Annotated in this window: 16 protein-coding genes; 4 read left to right on the forward strand and 12 right to left on the reverse strand. The window is 64.6% G+C overall.

The annotated features are described in order from the left end of the window. Positions 1-237: 237 nt before the first annotated feature. From rseP to rpsB, 7 genes are all read right to left on the reverse strand, one after another. Positions 238-1,371 carry an RIP metalloprotease RseP gene (rseP, locus tag ASC89_RS08265; protein WP_055881570.1) on the reverse strand — a complete coding sequence of 378 codons (1,134 nt, stop codon included), beginning with the start codon at positions 1,369-1,371 and terminating at the stop codon, positions 238-240. 84 nt (positions 1,372-1,455) lie between these two features. Then, complete coding sequence (locus tag ASC89_RS08270; protein WP_055996627.1) at positions 1,456-2,343, reverse strand: phosphatidate cytidylyltransferase; 888 nt, start codon at positions 2,341-2,343, stop codon at positions 1,456-1,458. Next, entirely contained in the window at positions 2,340-3,101 is a 762-nt protein-coding gene (locus ASC89_RS08275; RefSeq protein WP_055881576.1) for an isoprenyl transferase, read from the reverse strand. The genes ASC89_RS08270 and ASC89_RS08275 overlap by 4 nt, the downstream gene beginning before the upstream one ends. Before the next feature lie 36 nt (positions 3,102-3,137). Next, entirely contained in the window at positions 3,138-3,698 is a 561-nt protein-coding gene (gene frr / locus ASC89_RS08280) for a ribosome recycling factor (protein WP_055881578.1), read from the reverse strand. A gap of 26 nt (positions 3,699-3,724) precedes the next feature. Further along, the gene (gene pyrH, locus ASC89_RS08285) at positions 3,725-4,438 is read right to left on the reverse strand and encodes a UMP kinase (protein ID WP_055881581.1); all 714 of its coding nucleotides are present in this window, start codon (positions 4,436-4,438) and stop codon (positions 3,725-3,727) included. 110 nt (positions 4,439-4,548) lie between these two features. Further along, positions 4,549-5,475: a translation elongation factor Ts gene (gene tsf, locus ASC89_RS08290; protein ID WP_055881584.1), complete on the reverse strand. Its 927-nt coding sequence runs from the start codon at positions 5,473-5,475 to the stop codon at positions 4,549-4,551. A 73-nt stretch (positions 5,476-5,548) separates the two neighbouring features. Next, complete coding sequence (gene rpsB / locus ASC89_RS08295) at positions 5,549-6,334, reverse strand: 30S ribosomal protein S2 (protein ID WP_055881587.1); 786 nt, start codon at positions 6,332-6,334, stop codon at positions 5,549-5,551. Between the two features lie 304 nt (positions 6,335-6,638). Between rpsB and ASC89_RS08300 the strand changes: the two genes are divergently transcribed. Continuing rightward, positions 6,639-6,953 (forward strand): hypothetical protein, encoded by a 315-nt coding sequence (locus ASC89_RS08300; RefSeq protein WP_055881590.1) that lies wholly within the window; start codon positions 6,639-6,641, stop codon positions 6,951-6,953. Positions 6,954-7,077: 124 nt separating this feature from the next. After that, a complete protein-coding gene (locus ASC89_RS08305) occupies positions 7,078-8,454 on the forward strand; it encodes an FAD-binding oxidoreductase (protein WP_055996630.1) in 1,377 nt (458 codons plus the stop codon). A gap of 38 nt (positions 8,455-8,492) precedes the next feature. Here ASC89_RS08305 and dnaE read toward each other — a convergent pair whose 3' ends face one another. Next, positions 8,493-11,966 (reverse strand): DNA polymerase III subunit alpha, encoded by a 3,474-nt coding sequence (dnaE, locus tag ASC89_RS08310; RefSeq protein WP_055996633.1) that lies wholly within the window; start codon positions 11,964-11,966, stop codon positions 8,493-8,495. Positions 11,967-12,258: 292 nt separating this feature from the next. On the opposite strand from dnaE, the gene ASC89_RS08315 reads away from it, so the two are divergent. Then, complete coding sequence (locus tag ASC89_RS08315) at positions 12,259-13,086, forward strand: oxaloacetate decarboxylase (RefSeq protein ID WP_055881599.1); 828 nt, start codon at positions 12,259-12,261, stop codon at positions 13,084-13,086. Between the two features lie 99 nt (positions 13,087-13,185). Beyond that, positions 13,186-13,551, forward strand: coding sequence for a hypothetical protein (locus ASC89_RS08320; RefSeq protein ID WP_055881601.1), 366 nt, complete (start codon positions 13,186-13,188; stop codon positions 13,549-13,551). Between the two features lie 122 nt (positions 13,552-13,673). On the opposite strand, the gene ASC89_RS08325 is transcribed toward ASC89_RS08320, so the two are convergent. The 4 genes from ASC89_RS08325 to proS are packed head-to-tail and all read right to left on the reverse strand — an operon-like array spanning position 13,674 to position 18,418. Continuing rightward, a complete protein-coding gene (locus ASC89_RS08325) occupies positions 13,674-14,360 on the reverse strand; it encodes an ABC transporter ATP-binding protein (RefSeq protein WP_055881605.1) in 687 nt (228 codons plus the stop codon). After that, entirely contained in the window at positions 14,353-15,714 is a 1,362-nt protein-coding gene (locus ASC89_RS08330) for an ABC transporter permease (RefSeq protein ID WP_055996636.1), read from the reverse strand. The genes ASC89_RS08325 and ASC89_RS08330 overlap by 8 nt, the downstream gene beginning before the upstream one ends. Then, positions 15,711-17,072, reverse strand: a complete 1,362-nt coding sequence (locus ASC89_RS08335; RefSeq protein WP_055881611.1) for an ABC transporter permease — start codon at positions 17,070-17,072, stop codon at positions 15,711-15,713. The genes ASC89_RS08330 and ASC89_RS08335 overlap by 4 nt, the downstream gene beginning before the upstream one ends. Continuing rightward, entirely contained in the window at positions 17,069-18,418 is a 1,350-nt protein-coding gene (gene proS, locus ASC89_RS08340) for a proline--tRNA ligase (RefSeq protein ID WP_055881614.1), read from the reverse strand. Before proS ends, ASC89_RS08335 begins: the two co-directional genes overlap by 4 nt. Positions 18,419-18,640 lie beyond the last annotated feature (222 nt).

An 18,640-nucleotide genomic window follows, 5' to 3' on the forward strand; every position in this document is an offset into this window, starting at 1 on the left:
GCTGGGAATCGCCATGCACAGCGTCCCCAGCTAACTCCATCAAAAGCTTTTACTGGAATTTTAACCACGGACAAGCCGCGACCGGCTTCGAGGTTAGCGAAAGATTGGCCCTCGTGCATTCCTGCAACACCTAGAAAACTAAGCTTATCCAAGGGTTAACAGGAATGTAGGGGCATTCGAGCAAATGCGTCGGAGGCGCGGCGACAATGTGGCTGCACGCCGCGTTGCGGCGTGCCCTCACCCGAGGCTGCGAATGTAGCTGAGAATGGTGTCGTTGAACGTGGCGAACACCATGAGGGTGAACACCAGTGCCATCCCGAACCGATTTCCAATGTCCTGCACCCGCTGCGGCAGCGGCCGCCCCCGGATCGCCTCTGCAACGTAGTAGAGCAGATGGCCGCCATCGAGCACCGGAATCGGTAACAAGTTGAAAATGCCGATATTAAGCGACAGCGCCGCAGCAAGATAAATGAGCGCTATGGGCCCCAGACTGGCCATTTCGCCGGACACCTTGGCGACTTTCACCGGGCCGCCCAGCTGTTCGAGATCGCCTCGGCCGACAAAGAAATCGCCCAGGAAAGCCACCGTGCGATCGATGGTGAAACGGACCTCTTCGAACGTCATCCCGATCGCCTCGACCGGGTTGGGTCGGTACTGCACGACTTCGGCCTGATCGACATCCTTGGTGACGCCAAGGCGACCGATCCGGTGGTTGTTGCCAAACCGATCCTTGACCGACACGGCCAGTGGCACAGCGGTGACGGTCTTCGTGTGCCCGGCGCGCTCGAATGTAATTGACACTCGACGCTCCGGAGCCGTCGCGATCAGCCGTTGGAAGTCCTCAAAGCCGCGCACCTCGTACCCATCGACCGAAAGGATGCGGTCCCCTCCCGCGAGGCCTGCCTGCCCGGCGATCGATTCCACCGGCACCGTATCGAGCACCGCTGGAATGGTCGTACGGCCATTGCTCAACAGCAGGGCATAGAGCACGAGCAACGTGAAGATGATGTTGGCGACAGGCCCGGCGATCACCACCGCGATGCGTTGCCACACGTTCTTGTTGACGAATAGTTGCCGGCTCAACTCGGGACCGGCGCGCTCAATGAACGCCTCGTCCGGCATGCTGGCTGCGTTCATGTCCCCGACGAAGCGGACATAGCCGCCTAGCGGGATAGCCGAAATCTTCCAGCGCGTGCCGCGCTTGTCGTCGAAACCGATGAGCTCTCGTCCAAAACCGATCGAGAAGGTCTGGATGGCAATGCCGTTCCAGCGCGCCACCAGATAGTGTCCCATCTCGTGCACGAACACGATGATGGTGAGCACCACCAGGAACGGCACCACGAAGGAAAGCAGCCAGAAAACAAAGTCCATGTCGTCGGTTCCGAACGCCCCGCAGTTGCCGAGAACCTAGGGGTCGAATGCGTTAAGATTGCGATAGGACCGGGTGTCGCAGCGTCACCAGTTGAGGAAGCCCGACGCCACTGCGCCCAGGCCGCCATGTAGGGCTCCCACGACGCAAAGGAAGATCGAGCTGAGCGTCAGGCTGTCGAGCCGGTCCATCAGGCCACCATGCCCCGGGATGATGTCACCGGAATCCTTGATCCGGAAACGCCGCTTGATGGCGCTCTCCGCCAGATCGCCGACCTGCCCCAGGATGCTGAGGGCGGCGCACAGCGCGAGGCCAACCCACCACGGCGATTGCGGCACCACCAGCAGCCAGACCACCAGCCCGACCAGGGTGCCCAGCGCAAAGCCGCCAATGGCGCCCGACCAGGTCTTGGACGGCGAAATATCGGGCGCCAGCTTCTCGCCACCAACCTGACGGCCGGTGAAATAGGCTCCTGTATCGGTCGCCCAGATCACGCAGCCGAGCAGCAGGCCGGCCCAGAGGCCACTGTCGAACACCCCCGGCTGGTTCCAGGTTGCGTCGCCGCGGATGAGCAGCAGCGCGATGATGACAATGCCGTAGAAAACCACGCCGCCGATTCGCCAAAGGCGGCTGCCGGGGCTGCCGAATGCTGCAACCACGGCAGCCGCTGCCACGGCGGCGAGCGATGCCAGCGGCCCGAGCGCGGGATAGATCAGTGCGGCAATGACCAACAGGCCGATCAGCGCGCCGCCAACGGTGGTCAGTGGCTTCAGCGTCACCATCCGTTCCCACTCGCGATAGCAGCCGGCAAACACCACGGCGACCAGAGCGGCGAAGACGTAGGAACCGAAATAGAGCCCCACGCCGGCCATGATGAGAAGCACAATTGCCGAAGCGAAACGGGGGCCGAGGTCGGTCCAGGACCGACGGGCAAGCGGGTTGAACTGGGGACGCTGGTCCTCCGGTGCGCTCACTGGCTCCTCGACTCGATCCCGCCAAAGCGTCTGCTGCGCGCGGAATATTCATCGAGCGCCTTGAGGAAAACCTGCTCGCCGAAATCCGGCCAGTTCTCCTCGACGAACACCAGTTCGGAGTACGCGCCCTGCCAGAGCAGGAAATTCGAAACCCGCTGCTCGCCGCTGGTGCGGATGATCAGGTCGGGATCCGGCGTGCCGGAGGTGTAAAGCGCCCGCGCGATGGTCTCTTCAGTGATGTCCTCGACGCGCAGCTTGCCGGACGCCACCGCCTGGGCGATCGCTTTCGTCGCCTCGGTGAGTTCGGATTTGCCGCCATAGTTGAAGGCGACGATCAGCTCGAGCCCGGTATTGCGGGCGGTCTTGACCTGCACTTCGTCGATCAGCCGCTTCAGCGCTTCGTCGAGGCCGGTACGGGTCCCGATGATCCGCACCCGGACATTGTTCTGGATCAGCGTCGCCAGGTCGGAGGCGACGAACCGGTGCAGCAGCCCGAAGATGAAGTTGACTTCATCGCGCGGCCGGCTCCAGTTCTCCGATGAGAAGCTGAACACAGTCAGGTGCTTGACGCCGTAGCGGATCGACAGGTCGACCAGCCGGCGGAGCGCCTTGACGCCCTCGACATGGCCCTCGGTACGCACCTTGCCGCGCGCCTTGGCCCAGCGCCCATTGCCATCCATGATGACCGCCAGGTGGGCGGGAATCTTGAGCCCAGGCTTCTCGTTGAGCGTCGTGGCGACGGCAGTATCGGCGGACATTGACGCCCTCCAGGGGCAGCGCGTTACAGGCCTATACTAGACCTGCATGATTTCCTGTTCCTTGACGGCCAGCACGTTGTCGATATCGGCCACGGCGGCGTCGGTCGCCTGCTGCACCTGATCGCCCAACTTACGGCTGTCGTCCTGGCTGAGGTCGCCGTCCTTCTCCAGCTTCTTGAGCAGGTCCATGCCGTCACGACGGATGTGGCGAACGGCGACGCGCGCCTGCTCGGCATAATTATGCGCAACCTTGGTCAAGTCGCGGCGGCGTTCTTCGTTGAGCTCCGGCAGCGGCACGCGGATCACCACGCCCTCGGCCGCCGGGTTGAGTCCAAGGCCGGAATTGCGGATGGCCTTCTCCACGGCGCCGGCGAGGGTACGGTCCCACACCTGCACGCTGAGCATGCGGGCTTCCGGCACGGTGACCGTCGCCACCTGGTTGAGCGGCATGCGACCGCCATAGGCCTCGACCGTTACGGGCTCCAGCAGGCTGGCGCTTGCGCGTCCGGTCCTGAGGCCAGCCAGTTCGTCCCTGAGCGAGACGATCGACTTCTGCATCCGGTCCTTGAGTGCGGGCAGCGAGAATGCCTCGGCCATCGTAAAACTCCTTGATATCCCGCGTCTTAGCCGACGCGTGTACTCCTTGCCCGGCCGGCCAGGACGCCTTTGAGGCCTTCCTTGTCGTCGAGCGCGTAAACAATTATCGGCAAGCCGTTGTCGCGGGCAAGCGCGAAGGCCGCCGTATCCATAACCCGCAGGTCCTTGGCGATCACTTCTTCATGGCTGATCGTCTCGAAGCGCAGCGCCTTGGGGTTCTTCTTGGGATCCTCGGAATAGACTCCATCCACCTTGGTGCCCTTGAGCAGCACATCGCACCTGAGCTCGATCGCCTTCAGCGCCGCCGCCGTATCAGTGGTGAAGAACGGGCTGCCGGTGCCGCCGGCGCACACCACCACGTAGCCATCGGCCAGCGCCAGGTTGGCGTCGCGGGCCGTGAACGTATCGGCCACCGTCTCCATCGGCACGTTGGAATAAACTTTGACCTTCAAGCCCTTCTGCTCGATGGCGTCGCCCAGCGCCAGCGAGTTGATCACTGTGCCCAGCATGCCCATCAGGTCGCTGGTGACCCGGTCGCCGCCCTTGGCTGCCACGGCCATGCCGCGGAAGATATTGCCCGCACCGATGACGATCGCCACCTGGACGCCGCTCTTGGCGACTTCCGCGATCTGGTCGGCCATGGCGTGGAGGAATTTCGGCTCGATGCCGAAGGACTGGTCGCCGGCAAGCACTTCGCCGGAGACTTTCAGCAGAATCCGTTTGTAGGCGGATTTGGCCATTCGTCAGTCTCCCGAGGTGCACAACAATGCCCGAATCTAGGGGCGTCGCAGGCGGTTATGGCATATTCGGACGGGCTGTTGACCAGCCCGTCCGAAACTTATCCCGCGTCTTACTTCACGCCGGCAGTGGCAGCAACTTCGGCAGCGAAGTCGGTTTCTTCCTTGGCGATGCCTTCGCCCAGCGCGTAGGCGACGAAGCCCGTCACCTTGATCGGAGCGCCGGCATCCTTCTCGGCGTTCTTGACCACGTCGGCGATCTTGGTCTCGCCGTCGATCACGAACACCTGCGAGAGCAGCGTCACTTCCTCGTAGAACTTGCGCACGCGGCCTTCGATCATCTTCTCGATCACGGCCTCCGGCTTACCGGATTCCCGCGCCTGCTCGGTGAAGATGGCGCGCTCGCGGGCCAGCACGTCCTGGTCGATGTCGTCGGGCGACACGCTCAGCGGCTTGGTGTTGGCGATGTGCATGGCGAGCTGCTTGCCCAGGGCATTCAGCGCTGCCTTGTCACCGGTCGACTCGAGCCCGACGATCACGCCGAGCTTGCCGAGGCCGGGCGCCACGGAGTTGTGCACGTACGAGCCGATCACGCCGTCCTTGACGGTGAGCGTGCCGGTGCGACGCAGGTTCATGTTCTCGCCGATCTTGGCGATGGCGTCGGTGAGTTCGGCCGAAGCGGAGCGACCCGAGCCCGGGTACGGCATCTCGCTGAGCTTGCTCACGTCGCCATCGGCGTCGAGGGCGAGCTTGGCAATGTTGGCGACGATCGACTGGAACTGGTCGTTGCGGGCAACGAAGTCGGTCTCGGAGTTCACTTCGACGATCGCGCCGCGGGTGCCGTTGAGCGACACGCCGACCAGACCTTCAGCCGCGACACGGCCGGCCTTCTTGGCGGCCTTGGCCAGACCACGGGTGCGCAGCCAATCGACTGCCGCTTCCATGTCGCCACCGGTCTCCTCGAGGGCCTTCTTGCAGTCCATCATCCCCACGCCGGTCAGTTCGCGGAGCTCTTTAACCTGCTGAGCGGAAACAGCCATTTGATATCACCTTTCCGCGGCCCCGTTCCGGAGCCGCGCCATTGTTCGAATGCGTAACCCGGAGCGAACCGGATTAGTTGGCGGCAGACGACGTATCGGCGTCTTCGGCGCTGAGCGCCGGCTCTTCCGGAGCCTCGGCGGCAGCACCGAGATCGGCGCCACGGCCGGCGGCCGAACGGCCGATGCCGTCGATGGCGGCGCGCGATACCAGCGAGCAGTAGAGCTCGAGGGCGCGAGCCGCGTCGTCATTGCCCGGAATGGCGAAATCGACGGTGTCGGGATCCGAGTTCGAGTCGACGATCGCGATCACCGGGATGCCAAGGCGCTTGGCTTCCTTGATGGCGTTCGCTTCCTTGTTGGTGTCGATCACGAACAGCAGGTTCGGCAGGTTACCCATGTCCTTGATGCCGCCCAGGTCACGCTCGAGGCGCTCCTGCTCACGGCTGAGGAGCAGCAGCTCCTTCTTGGTCAGGCCATGGCCGCCGTCGGCCTGCTGTGCTTCGAGCTCGCGCAGACGGGCGATCGAGTTCGAAATGGTCTGCCAGTTGGTCAGCGTGCCGCCGAGCCAACGCGAGTTGACGTAGTACTGGGCGGACTGGCGGGCAGCCTCGGCCACGACCGGAGCGGCCTGGCGCTTGGTGCCGACGAACAGCACGCGGCCGCCGTCAGCGACGGTGTCCGAGATCAGCTGCAGCGCGCGCTGCAGAGCCGGAACGGTCTGCGACAGGTCGAGAATGTGGATGTCGTTGCGGACGCCGAAAATGTGGCGTTCCATCTTCGGGTTCCAGCGGTGCTTCTGGTGGCCGAAGTGAACACCTGCTTCGAGCAACTGACGCATAGAAAAATCGGGCAATGCCATGGAAGGCTTCCTTTACCGGTTATTGCCTCCGCGAGCGTTTGCGGCGGGATGTCCCGCCACCGGTTGGAACCATCGGCCTAAGTGCCGTGGCGCCGCGCTTCGCGTGTGAATTACGCCTGGGTCTCAGGACGCGCCGCGCATATAGGGGGTTTTGCTGTCATAGGCAAGGGTCGCGCCGTCAGCTATCAAACCCGGCATGAGCGAGCTTCGACTAACCTACATTGCAGACGACGACGAGAACCGGCTTGGCACCCTCGTCGTACAGGCACAGTGAGGCGGCTTCGCAGGACGCGCGGAGAGCTACGTGGCCCTCGATCCGCTCCTGCAGTTCGTCGACGACCTTGGCACCTACCCTGTCAACGCCGAGACCGGCATCACCTACTACACTGGCGTGATCGAGGACGAGGTGCGCATTTCTGTCACTCCGCTGACTTCGCGCGGGCACTTGAAGGTTACGGTCGAGCTGCGGCACCGCCGCTGGTGGGAAGATCGGCAACTACCGCAGGTAGCTACGCTCCAGATGGCTACCGACTATGCCGCCCTCGAAACGTTCCAGAGGAAACTCAGCCGGCTGGGATTGGAAGAACAGGTCGAAGCGGTCCTGGCCGGGACTGCTTAGCCCTCGCGGTGGGCACTCTCGACGCCCCTGCCCTTCGAAGCTAGATTGTCGCTGTCCGTGCCGATCGCTTCGATGGCCGCGCGGCCTCGGGGCCCGGCGTCACTGCTCGATGGAGAGGTGTGGCATGGCCTTGCTTTCTGAACAGGCGTTCGAATCTTTGCGGGCCGGCTTCGCGGGCGAGGTCGTGACACCCCAAAGCCCGTCCTTCGGCGAGGCCCGAACCGTTTTCAACGCCATGATCGACCACCGTCCCGCCGCTCTGGCGCAATGCGCCACATCGGCCGATGTCGTCGCGGCGCTGGCCTTCGCCGACCAGCACGGCCTCGAAGTGGCGGTCCGGGGCGGCGGACACAGCGTGGCCGGCAAGGGCAGTGTCGATGGCGGCATGGTCATCGACCTCAGGCGCATGAACGCCGTCTCCGTCGACCCCGATCGCATGACGGCCCGGGTCGGCGGCGGCGCGACCATGAGCCACCTCGATCGCGCCACCCAGCCCCATGGGCTGGCGACCACCGGCGGAAGGGTCTCGACGACGGGCGTTGGCGGCTTCACCCTCGGCGGCGGAACCGGTTGGCTCGACCGCAAGTTCGGCCTCGCCTGCGACAACCTCCTGTCGGCCGACCTCGTCACTGCCGACGGCAGGATGCTCACCGCCTCCGAGACCGAGAACCCGGAACTGTTCTGGGCGCTGCATGGCGGCGGCGGCAATTTCGGCGTCGTGACATCGCTGACCTTCCGGCTCTACCCGCTCTCGTCGGTCACCGCCGCGCTGCTGTTCTGGACGCCCGAACAAGGCCCGGATATCCTCAGGCAGTTCCGCGAATTCATCGAGGTGGCGCCCGACGAAGTGGGGGGCGGCGCAGTTTACCTGACCGGCCCCGAGGCGGAGTTCGTCCCTGCCGCGCTGGTCGGCAAGCTCTCCTTCATCCTGCTGCTTGTCTTCGCGGGTGGCGAGGCCGATGCCCGTAAGGTGTTGGCGCCGATGCTCTCGCTCGGGCACGCCGGCGGCATGATCGCCGAAATGCCGTATGCCGACTTCCAGTGCATGATCGATGATCCGCCGGGCTACCGCAATTACTGGTCGGCGCAGTACCTCACCTCGCTCCCGGACGCCGCGGTCGACCGGTTCTGTTCCCGAGCGGCCGATATGATCGTGCCGTCCGCTTCACAGCACGTGCTGTTCCCGGGTGGCGGCAAGGTCGCGCGCGAAACGGCGGATTGGCCGGTGCCGTGGCGGAGCGCACCGTGGTGCGCCCACCCGTTCGGCCTGTGGACCGATGCGGCGGACGATGCCAGAGGCCGAAGCTGGGCCCGAAACATCGTTGCCGACCTCAAGCCATGGTCGACGGAGCACGTCTACCTGAACTTCATCGGCGACGAGGGGGCCGACCGCGTGGTCGCCGGGTTTGGTGCGGATCACTACAAGAGGCTGGTACAGGTCAAACGCGAGTACGACCCGCGCAATGTCTTCCACCTCAACCACAACATCCCGCCGGGCTGATCGACCCGGTCGATCGGTCTGGCAGCCGCGACCCCGACCTAGTTCAGCCGGACGTCCACCACGCCTTCCATCGCCTTGATGCTGCCGGCGATCTCTGCGCTGAGGCGGTAGCCGCCCCTGAGCTCGATCTCGTACTCCTTCGCCCCCGCATCGCGGATGACGATGAAGCTGACCTGGCCTTCGCCACCGGGCTTGAGCTGCGAAGCGATCGGGGCGAGGCACTTCTCGGAGCCGGCGAATACCGTGAGGCGCCGGCCGACCTTTTCAGCCGCCCCCTCGATCGGCTCAGCCTTGCTCAGGCGAATGCTTATGCCATCGGGGCGTTCATCGGCTTCAACCGTCAGGATCACCGACTTGCCTGGCTGCAGGACATTGGAGAACTGGCTGATCTGCTCGGAAAAGGCGATCACCTCGTAGCCGCCGCTCGCGTCCGACAGGCTGAGGATCGCCATCGGCGTGCCCTTTTTGGTACGGCGATCGTTACGGGACGCAATCGTGCCGGCAATGCGCCCTGCCCGTGCATCGGCTTCCTTTACCGCCCGCTCGAAATCACTGTAGGGCGTCACCCGCAGCCGGTCGAACAGCTCGGCGTACTGATCGAGCGGATGACCCGAAAGGTGGAAGCCGATGGCGCCGTGCTCGCGCGCCAGCCGTTCGGCCGGTAGCCAATTGGTTACGGCTTGATTGAGCAGGATCGGCGGAGGACCATCGAAATCCAGCAGGCCGAGCTGACCGGTGTCACGATCGCTGTTGATCGAGGATGCCGTCGCGACGATAGCGTCGATGGCAGTGAAAGCCTGCTCCCGACGTGGCACCAGTTGGTCGAACGCGCCGGCGTTGACGAGAGCCTCAAGCGTCCGCCGATTGATGATCCTGGCGTCGACGCGCGACGCGAAATCACTCAGATCCTTGAACGGCTTGTCGCCGCGCGCTTCCATGATGTGCTCGGCCACCGCCTGGCCCACGCCCTTCACTGCGCCGATGGCGTAAAACACCTTGCCGTCGTGGGTGTTGAACACCGCATCGGAGCGGTTGACGCAGGGCGGCACGATCTCGATGCCGTGCTTCTTGGCGTCCTGGCGGAATTCATTGAGCTTATCCGTGTTGCCCATGTCGAGCGTCATGGTCGCCGCGAAGAACTCGTGCGGATAATGCGCCTTGAGATAGGCGGTCTGGTAGCTGACCAGCGCATAGGTCGCGGCGTGCGACTTGTTGAAGCCGTAGTTGGCGAACTTGGCGAGCAGGTCGAAAATGGTGTCGGCGAGGCCCTTTTTCAGGCCGTACCTGATCGCGCCCTCCTGGAAGCGCGCCCGCTGCGCATCCATTTCGGCCTTGATCTTCTTGCCCATGGCGCGGCGCAGCATATCGGCTTCGCCGAGCGAATAGCCGGAAAGGATCTGCGCGATCTGCATCACCTGTTCCTGGTAAACGATGATGCCGTAGGTCTCGTCGAGGACTTCGCTCAGCGCCTCGTGCGGATACTCCACGTCCTCGCGGCCGTGTTTGCGGTCGTTGAAGAGCGGGATGTTCTCCATCGGGCCCGGGCGGTAGAGCGCCACCAGCGCGATGATGTCCTCGAAATGGTCGGGCTTCATGTCGACCAGCGCCCGGCGCATGCCGGCGCCTTCCACCTGGAACACACCCGCCGTGTCGCCGATGGCGTAGAGCTTGTAGGTCTTCTCGTCGTCGATCGGGATGTCTTCGATGCGGAACTTGCCGTCGCCGCTGCGATTGATCATGTCGACGGCGCGCTTGATGGTGGTCAGCGTCTTGAGGCCGAGGAAGTCGAACTTCACCAGCCCGGCCGTCTCCGACCACTTCATGTTGTACTGGCTGACCGGCATATCCGAGCGCGGATCGCGGTAGAGCGGCGCCAGTTCCTGCAGCGGCCGGTCGCCGATGACGATGCCGGCAGCGTGGGTCGAAGCGTGCCGGTAGAGCCCCTCGAGCTTCTGCCCGATGGCCAGCAGCTCGCCGACCTGCTCGTCTTCGTCGGCCAGTTGCCTCAGCTGCGGCACTTCCTTCAGCGAGCGCTCGAGCGTCCAGGGGTCGGCCGGGTTGGCCGGCACGAGCTTCGCAATGCGGTCTACCTGCCCATATGGCATCTGCAGCACGCGGCCGACGTCACGCAGCACGGCGCGTGCCTGCAGCGTTCCGAAAGTGATGATCTGCGCAACCTGCGCCTCGCCGTATTTCTGCTGGACGTAGCGGATCACCTCTTCGCGGCGGTCCTGGCAGAAGTCGATGTCGAAGTCCGGCATCGACACGCGTTCGGGGTTGAGGAAGCGCTCGAACAGCAGGTTGTAGCGGAGCGGATCGAGGTCGGTGATGGTGGTCGCATAGGCCACCAGCGAGCCGGCGCCGGAACCGCGGCCGGGGCCGACCGGGATGTCCTGCGCCTTGGCCCACTGGATGAAGTCGGCAACGATCAGGAAGTAGCCGGGATACTTCATCCGCTCGATGATGCCGAGCTCGTATTCCAGCCGCTCGCGATAGATTTCCTCGGTCTTGCCGGGGGCGACGCCGACCACGCGGAACCGCTCCTCGAGGCCGGTGCGCGCCATATGGGCGAGCGCCTGCGCCTCGGCCGCCACCGCCTCCTCGGCCGATTGGCCGGGGGATGCGGCAAAGGTCGGCAACACCGGATTGCGCTTCTTGGGCCGGTAACCGATGCGTTGCGCGATCTCGATGGTGTTGTCGAGCGCTTCGGGCAGGTCGGCGAAGAGCTTTTGCATCTCCTCGCGGGTCTTGAAATAGTGCTGGTCGGTGAGCTTGCGGCGTTCGGTCTGCGCCACCACCGTACCGCCGGCGATCGCCAGCAGCGCGTCATGCGCCTCATGGTCGGAGGGGCCAGGATAGAACGGCTCGTTGGTGGCGACCAGCGGCACGCCGCGGGCGTAGGCGTAATCGAGGAGCTTGGCTTCGTTCAGCGTTTCCTGCGGGCGGCCATGCCGCTGCAGCTCGATATAGAACCGGTCGCCGAACAGCTCACGCAGCCGGTCGAGCCGACCCAGCGCAATCGTATCCACATTATTGGCGAACCACGGGTCGATCGCGCCTTCCGGGCCACCGCTGAGACAGATGATGCCCTCGAGCGCCTCGCGCTGCAGCCAGCCGAGCTTGGCGGCGGCGCGCCCATTCTCGCCCTCGAGGTGAGCACGGCTGACGAGACCGGACAGATTGGCGAAGCCGGTCTCTGACGCCGCCAGCAGCACCAGCCCGCCCTTGCCATAACGGCCACGATCATGGCCGCGCTCCTGCATGCGATCCTGGCTGTCCTCCATGGCGGAGAAATCCACCGCCAGTTCGACGCCGATCAGCGGCTGGATCCCCTTCCCCGCCGCCTTCTCGGAGAACTCGAGCGCGCCGAACAGGTTATTGGTGTCGGCAATACCGAGCGCCGGCTGCTTGTCCGCCTTGGCGAGATCGAGCAACTTGCTGAGCGGCAGCGCTCCCTCGAGGAGCGAGTAAGCCGAGTGTACATGCAGGTGAATGAAGCCGGGGCCAGCCATTCGTCGTTCCTAACCCCGTGGCGGCACCACGGCCACACACGAGGACGTCAATCCACAGCTCGTCACACGAGTCGGGCAGCGATATCCATCCAGGTCAGCGAGGCGACCGAAAAGCCGCAGATAGTGACGAAAGCCAGCAGATCCTTGACGAAAGAGAGCATCGGAACCTCCAAAGTTTCTGTTCCGTTCTTGTATGTTCTCAATTTGTTCTTGTCTAGCACCATCGGCCTAGCCATGAATACGTGGTTAACGCGCGAGTCGCCGATCCACCAAGCCGCAAGGAGAACGAGAGTTGAACCAAGAGCAGAAAGCCGAGCGTTTCCAGGCGCTTCACCAGGGCGCGCTGTTCGTCATCCCCAACCCGTGGGACGCCGGTAGCGCCCGCCTGCTCGCTGGTTTCGGCTTCTCGGCGCTTGCCACCACCAGCGCCGGCCTGGCTTTCGCACTCGGCCGCCGCGACGGCGAAGGCAGCGTCAGCCGCGATGAGGCCCTGCGCAACGCTGCCGAGATCGTCGCCGCGACCGACCTGCCGGTCAGCGCCGACCTTGAGAACGGCTATGGCGACACGCCCGAGGACGCCGCCGAAACCACGCGCCTCGCTGCCGAGGTGGGCCTGGTGGGCAGCTCGATCGAGGACGCGACGGGCAACGCGGCCGATCCGATCTACGACTTCAACCTCTCGGTTGAGCGCGTCGCCGCCGCGGCCGAGGCGGCGCATGCCCGCTCGTTCCCATTCACCTTCGTCGCCCGCGCCGAGAATTTCCTCCACGGCCGCAACGACCTCGACGACACCATCCGCCGCCTGCAGGCCTATGAGAAAGCCGGCGCCGATGTGCTGTTCGCGCCGGGCTTGCCCAACCTCGATGCCATCCGCACAGTCTGCGCATCGGTGACAAAGCCGGTAAATGTCGTGCTGGGGGCGAAGAACACCCCCTACTCTCTCGCCGACCTGGCGGCGGCCGGCGTGCGCCGGGTGAGCACCGGCAGCTCGTTCGCCCGCGCCGCGCTCACCGGCCTCAGGGATGCGTCGCTGGAGCTCTTGGGCCCGGGCACTGCCACCTATCTGGACGACGCCATCACCTTTGCCGAGGTGACGGCGCTGATGGCATCGAAGCGCTAAGCTGTGAAAGTCTGCGGAGCCTGCTGTTTTGCACTTCTCCCATGATGGGAGAAGTGAGGCGGCTGGATTTCGCGTAGCGATGCGGTTACCCCTTCGGCCATGGCGATAGATGCCCGCACCCGCAAGAAACTCGTCCGCATCCTGAAGCTGCTCGGGTCGGACCAACCAGGCGAACGCGACTCCGCCGCGCTCGCCGCACACAAGCTGGTCGCGTCGCTGGGGACCGATTGGGACACGCTGCTCGAACCGCCACCTGAAACCAAGGTAGTGGTCCGTCGGGTGCGGGAGTGGGACATCAACCACCAGGAAGCAGCCGAGACCCGCATCCGCCAGCTCCGGGACACCAATGAGCGCCAGGCCCGACAGATCCGCGGCCTCAGGACCCGGGTAAACAGCCTGCTCGACCGTGAGCGCTTGCGGCGCGCCAGCGAGGGCGATGAGGACGAGGTCCGGACGGACGGCTAGAGGGGGGAGGACCACACCGTTCGTTCCACCCACTCGGTGTCATCCCAGCGAAAGCTGGGATGACAGCCGGTGGGGAGGCGAGTTGGTGGCCGACCCTCCCTCCCGTTTGGATCGCAAGCGGCCTACAGCGTGATCGGCTCGATCAGCCCGCCGCGCAGCGTCACGATCCGGTTGGCCCGGCGCGCCAGCTCATGGTTGTGCGTGGCGATCAGCGCTGCGGCGCCTTCTTCCCGGATCAGCGCGGCAAGCGCTTCGAACACCACGTCGCTGGTCGCCGGGTCGAGGTTGCCGGTGGGTTCGTCCGCGAGGATGATCCGCGGATGGTTGGCCGCAGCGCGGGCGATGGCGACGCGCTGCTGCTCGCCGCCCGACAGTTCGGCCGGTCGATGCTGGGCCCGCGGCGCGATGCCGAGGATATCGAGCAGCTGCATGGCCCGCTTCTCGGCCGCCGCACGGTCCCGCCCGGCAATCAGCTGCGGCATGGTGACGTTCTCGAGCGCCGAGAATTCCGGCAAGAGGTGATGGAACTGGTAGACGTAGCCGATGGTATCGCGGCGCAGCACGGTGCGGCCGCGTTCGTTGAGCTTGCTGGTCGGCACGCCGGTGATCTCGACCTCGCCGCCCTGCGGCCGCTCCAGCAGCCCCGAAATATGCAGCAGCGTCGACTTGCCGGCGCCCGACGGCGCGACGATCGCGACGAGCTCGCCGCCCTTGACCTCGAGGTCGGCTGCCTCGAGCACCCGCACCAGCGTGGCGCCCTCGCCGTAATGGCGATGCACCTTGGCGAGCTTCAGGTGGACATCACTCATAGCGAAGGGCCTCGACAGGATCGTATTGGGCGGCGCGCCAGGCGGGATAGAGCGTCGCAAGGAAGGACAAGCCCATGGCGACGGCAACGATGGCGATCACTTCGGATGGGTTGGTGCGGCTCGGCAGCGAGGACAGGAAGAACACCTCGGGCGGAAAGATGGTGAAGCCGAGCACGCTCGAAAGGCACGCTCGGATCGCCTCGGCATTGGCGGCAATCACCAGCCCCAGCGCCAGGCCGAGCAGCGTGCCGCCGACGCCGATCGCCACGCCCGCAATGCCGAAGATTCGCATGATCGAGCCGCGCGTCGCGCCCATGGTGCGCAGCACCGCGATATCGGTGCCCTTGTCCTTCACCAGCATGATCAGGCTGGAGATGATGTTGAACGCCGCGACGACAACGATCATCGACAGGATGACGAACATCACGCTGCCCTGGGTCTGCAGCGCATCGAAGAAGTTCTGGTGCTGCTGGCGCCAGTCCGAGAGGATCAACGGCCGTTCGATCTCTTGGCCGATCTTCAGCCGCATCGCATCGAGCGCGTTCGGATCGGCGATGAACACCTCGATCGCCGTGGCGCGATAGATCCGGTCATACGCCGCCTCGCGGTCAGCCTCGTCCGCGTCGACCGGTGGCACGCTCGCATTGGGCTTCAGCACCCGGTCGAACATCTCGAGATAGTCCTGCGCCGGCCTGAGCGGCATGTAGAGGTAGAAACTGTCGAACTCGGTCATCCCGAGATCGAAGATCACCTGCACCGGGAACGACCGGGTGCGCGGCCGGGCGCCGCTCTGCAACCCCGATGCGTCCGGGCTCAACAGGGTTACGGTGTCGCCGATATTGACCTTGAGCTTTTCGGCCAGGCGCCGCCCGATGGCGACACCGTTGCCGTCGTCCCAGCCATCCCAGTGCCCGAGGATCGCCCCGTCATGCAGCAGCTTCAGCTTCTCGACCGAGTCCAGCGAGATACCGCGGACGATCGCCCCGGTGGCATCGGCCTTGGCGCCGGAGGCCAGCGCCTGCCCCTCGACAAACGGGATCGCGGCGACCACCCCGTCGACGCTCTGAATCTGGAACGCCGACTTCTCGTAGTCGGTGAAGCGCGCCTCGATCGGATAGGCCGAGAAGTGGCCGTTGAGGCCGAGCAGCTTGCTGACGATCTCGGCATTAAAACCGTTCATCACCGAGGTCACGACGATCAAGGCCGCCACCCCAAGTGCAATACCGGTCAGTGTCAGCGCGGCGATCACCGAGACGAAGCGGTCGCGCCGCCGGGCCCGCAGGTAACGGCCGGCCACCAGGAACTCGAAGCGCGAGAACGGGCCGGGATCGGAAGCCGGGGCGCGATCGGTCATTGGTTCAACCCCTCGATCGGATCGAGCCGTGCCGCCCGCCAGGCCGGATAGAGGGTTGCGAGGAAAGTTAAGCCCAGCGACAACAGCACCACCACCGTCACCTCACCCGGATCGACCCGCGACGGCAGGGCCGACATCAGGAACAGCTCGGGCGGAAAGATCGAGATGTTGAGGAGGTTGGAGACAGTGGAGCGGATCGCTTCGACGTTGATCGCGAACACCAACCCCAGGATCAGGCCAAGCAAGGTTCCCGACAGCCCGATGGCGAAACCGGTCATCGAAAAGATGCGGAGGATCGAGCCGCGCGTCGCGCCCATGGTTCTGAGCACCGCGATGTCAGGCCCCTTGTCCTTCACCAGCATCACGAGGCTGGCGATGATGTTGAAGGCGGCGACGAGAATAATCAACGACAGGATGACGAACATCACCACCCGCTCCACCTGCAGGGCGGAAAAGAACGTGGCGTTGCGCTGCTGCCAGTCGGTGATGGTGAAGTCGCCGTCCAGCGCCGCCTGCAGCTTGCCGCGCATCCCGGCAATGTTGTCGGGATCGGCGACGAAAACCTCGACGCCGCTCACCTTGTAGGCACGCTCATAGGCAGCATCGATCTCTTCGTCGGTCGCCATCACCCCGGGCATCTGCACCCCGGGCTTCAGCTTGTCCTCGAACAGCCGGAAATAGACCTGCGCCTCCTGCATCGGCAGGTAGACATAGAAGCTGTCATATTCGGGCATGCCGATATTGAAGATGACGTTCACCGGCAGCGACAGTTCCGCTGGTGTCATGCCGAACGGCGTCGGCGTGCCATTGGGGTTGATGATGGTGATCTGGTCGCCCAGCGACACGCCCAGCCGCTCCGACAGCCGCTGACCGATGGCGACGCCCTGGCTGCCATCCCACTGGTCCCAGCCGCCCAGCACCGCGCCCTCGCGCAGCAGGTCGAGCTTGGCCAGCGAGGCCTCGCTGATGCCGCGGACCACCACGCCGGTGGCGCTGGCATTGCCCGAGGCAAGCGCCTGTCCCTCGACATAGGGGATGGCGTAGCGCACGCCTTCGACGCCTTCGAGGCGCGTCACCACATCGTCGTAGCCGTCGAAGCCCGTACCCGCGGTCTGCACCACGAAATGGCCGTTGAGGCCAAGGATCTTGCCCAGGAGCTCGGTGCGAAACCCGTTCATCACCGACATCACGACGATCAGCGTCGCAACGCCCAGCACCACGCCCAACAGCGTCAGGACCGCGATGACCGAGGCGAACTTCTCCTTGCGGCGGGCGCGCAGATAGCGGCCCGCCACCAGGAACTCGAAGCGCGAGAACGGCCCTGTCCGCTTCGCCGCGATAGGCGGGGAAACGCTCAAACGCTATCCCGCCGCTGCGGCACGATCAGCGACTTGAGCCGGCCGACGGCTTCTTCGATCGACAGCGTTTCGCGCTCGCCCGACTTGCGGTGCTTGATTTCGACCACGCCATCCTTGAGGCCGCGCGGCCCGACGATCAGCTGGTACGGGATGCCGATCAGGTCGGCCGCGGCGAACTTGCCGCCGGCGCCCTGGTCGCGATCGTCGAGCAGCACATCGATGCCCTCGCGCGTCAGATCGTCGTAGAGCCGTTCGGACGCCCGGTCGCTCTCCGCGTCGCCGACCTTGAGGTTGATCACCACGGCCTCGAACGGCGCGACGCTGACCGGCCAGATGATGCCGGCATCATCATGCGAGGCTTCGATAATGGCAGGCACCAGCCGGGTCGGGCCGATGCCATAGCTGCCCATCTGCACCTCAACCGCCTGCCCTTCCTGGTTGGTCACGGTCGCCTTCATCGGCTTGGAATACTTGGTGCCGAAAAAGAAGATGTGGCCAACCTCGATGCCACGGGCCGCGAGCTGATGCTCGGGCTCGACCGCGGCCTTGAAGCCGGCTTCGTCGGTCATTTCATCGGTGGCGGCGAACAGCGACGTCCAATCCTTGAAGATCGGCGTCAGGTCGCTGCGGAAATCGATGTCGATGTCAGGGATCGGCTTGTCCACCAGGCGCTTGTCGAGGAACACCGCGCTCTCGCCGGTCTCGGCCAGCACGTGGAACTCGTAGCTCAAGTCGCCGCCGATCGGCCCGGCATCGGCGCGCATCGGCACCCCGACGAGGCCCATGCGGTGGAAGGTCCTGAGGTAGGCCACGAACATCCGGTAGAAGGCCTGCGTCGCGCCGGCCTCGTCGAGATCGAACGAGTAGGCGTCCTTCATCAGGAATTCGCGCGAGCGCATGGTGCCGAAACGCGGGCGCACCTCGTCGCGGAACTTCCACTGGATGTGGTAGAGGTTCAGCGGCAGGTCCTTGTAGGACTTCACGTAGGTGCGGAAGATGTCGGTGATCACCTCCTCATTGGTCGGCCCGAACAGCATGTCGCGCTCGTGCCGGTCCTCGAGGCGCAGCATCTCCTTGCCATACGCGTCGTAGCGGCCGGATTCCTTCCACAGGTCCGCCGACTGGATGGTCGGCATCAACAGCTGCACGGCGCCCGAGCGGTTCTGCTCCTCTTCGATGATGCGGATGATCTTGTTCAGCACCTTGAAGCCGAGCGGCAGCCAGGAGTAGCTCCCGGCGGCCTGCTGCTTGATCATGCCGGCGCGCAGCATCAGCTGGTGCGAGACGATCTCGGCCTCTTTCGGCGTCTCCTTCAGGAGGGGCAGGAAGTAACGGCTCAAACGCATGTACGGTCCTCGATGGCGCCGGATTCGGAATTGCGATCCCTATAGCGCAAAGCGGGGCAAAGTGGAGCCCGCAAAAGCGCGCGAAACTTAGGCAAACGCTTGGCTCTGCGGCACTTTTGCGCAGTCTGAGCGGCCTACCAAATGATGACTTGAATACTATGTAAAAATGCGATGGCTGCCATGCAGAATCCGCTTGGCAGCCCCAGATTCAGTTGTTAGGGT

The sequence above is a fragment of the Devosia sp. Root413D1 genome, from assembly GCF_001425235.1.
Classification (GTDB): Bacteria; Pseudomonadota; Alphaproteobacteria; order Rhizobiales; family Devosiaceae; genus Devosia_A.

What these genes read in the sequence shown, in the direction of transcription:
- rseP (WP_055881570.1), bottom strand. Translation starts at nt 1,371, where the DNA reads ATGGACTTTGTTTTCTGGCTGCTTTCCTTCGTGGTGCCGTTCCTGGTG.
- ASC89_RS08275 (WP_055881576.1), bottom strand. Translation starts at nt 3,101, where the DNA reads ATGTCCGCCGATACTGCCGTCGCCACGACGCTCAACGAGAAGCCTGGG.
- frr (WP_055881578.1), bottom strand. Translation starts at nt 3,698, where the DNA reads ATGGCCGAGGCATTCTCGCTGCCCGCACTCAAGGACCGGATGCAGAAG.
- pyrH (WP_055881581.1), bottom strand. Translation starts at nt 4,438, where the DNA reads ATGGCCAAATCCGCCTACAAACGGATTCTGCTGAAAGTCTCCGGCGAA.
- tsf (WP_055881584.1), bottom strand. Translation starts at nt 5,475, where the DNA reads ATGGCTGTTTCCGCTCAGCAGGTTAAAGAGCTCCGCGAACTGACCGGC.
- rpsB (WP_055881587.1), bottom strand. Translation starts at nt 6,334, where the DNA reads ATGGCATTGCCCGATTTTTCTATGCGTCAGTTGCTCGAAGCAGGTGTT.
- ASC89_RS08305 (WP_055996630.1), top strand. Translation starts at nt 7,078, where the DNA reads ATGGCCTTGCTTTCTGAACAGGCGTTCGAATCTTTGCGGGCCGGCTTC.
- dnaE (WP_055996633.1), bottom strand. Translation starts at nt 11,966, where the DNA reads ATGGCTGGCCCCGGCTTCATTCACCTGCATGTACACTCGGCTTACTCG.
- ASC89_RS08320 (WP_055881601.1), top strand. Translation starts at nt 13,186, where the DNA reads ATGGCGATAGATGCCCGCACCCGCAAGAAACTCGTCCGCATCCTGAAG.
- ASC89_RS08325 (WP_055881605.1), bottom strand. Translation starts at nt 14,360, where the DNA reads ATGAGTGATGTCCACCTGAAGCTCGCCAAGGTGCATCGCCATTACGGC.
- ASC89_RS08330 (WP_055996636.1), bottom strand. Translation starts at nt 15,714, where the DNA reads ATGACCGATCGCGCCCCGGCTTCCGATCCCGGCCCGTTCTCGCGCTTC.
- proS (WP_055881614.1), bottom strand. Translation starts at nt 18,418, where the DNA reads ATGCGTTTGAGCCGTTACTTCCTGCCCCTCCTGAAGGAGACGCCGAAA.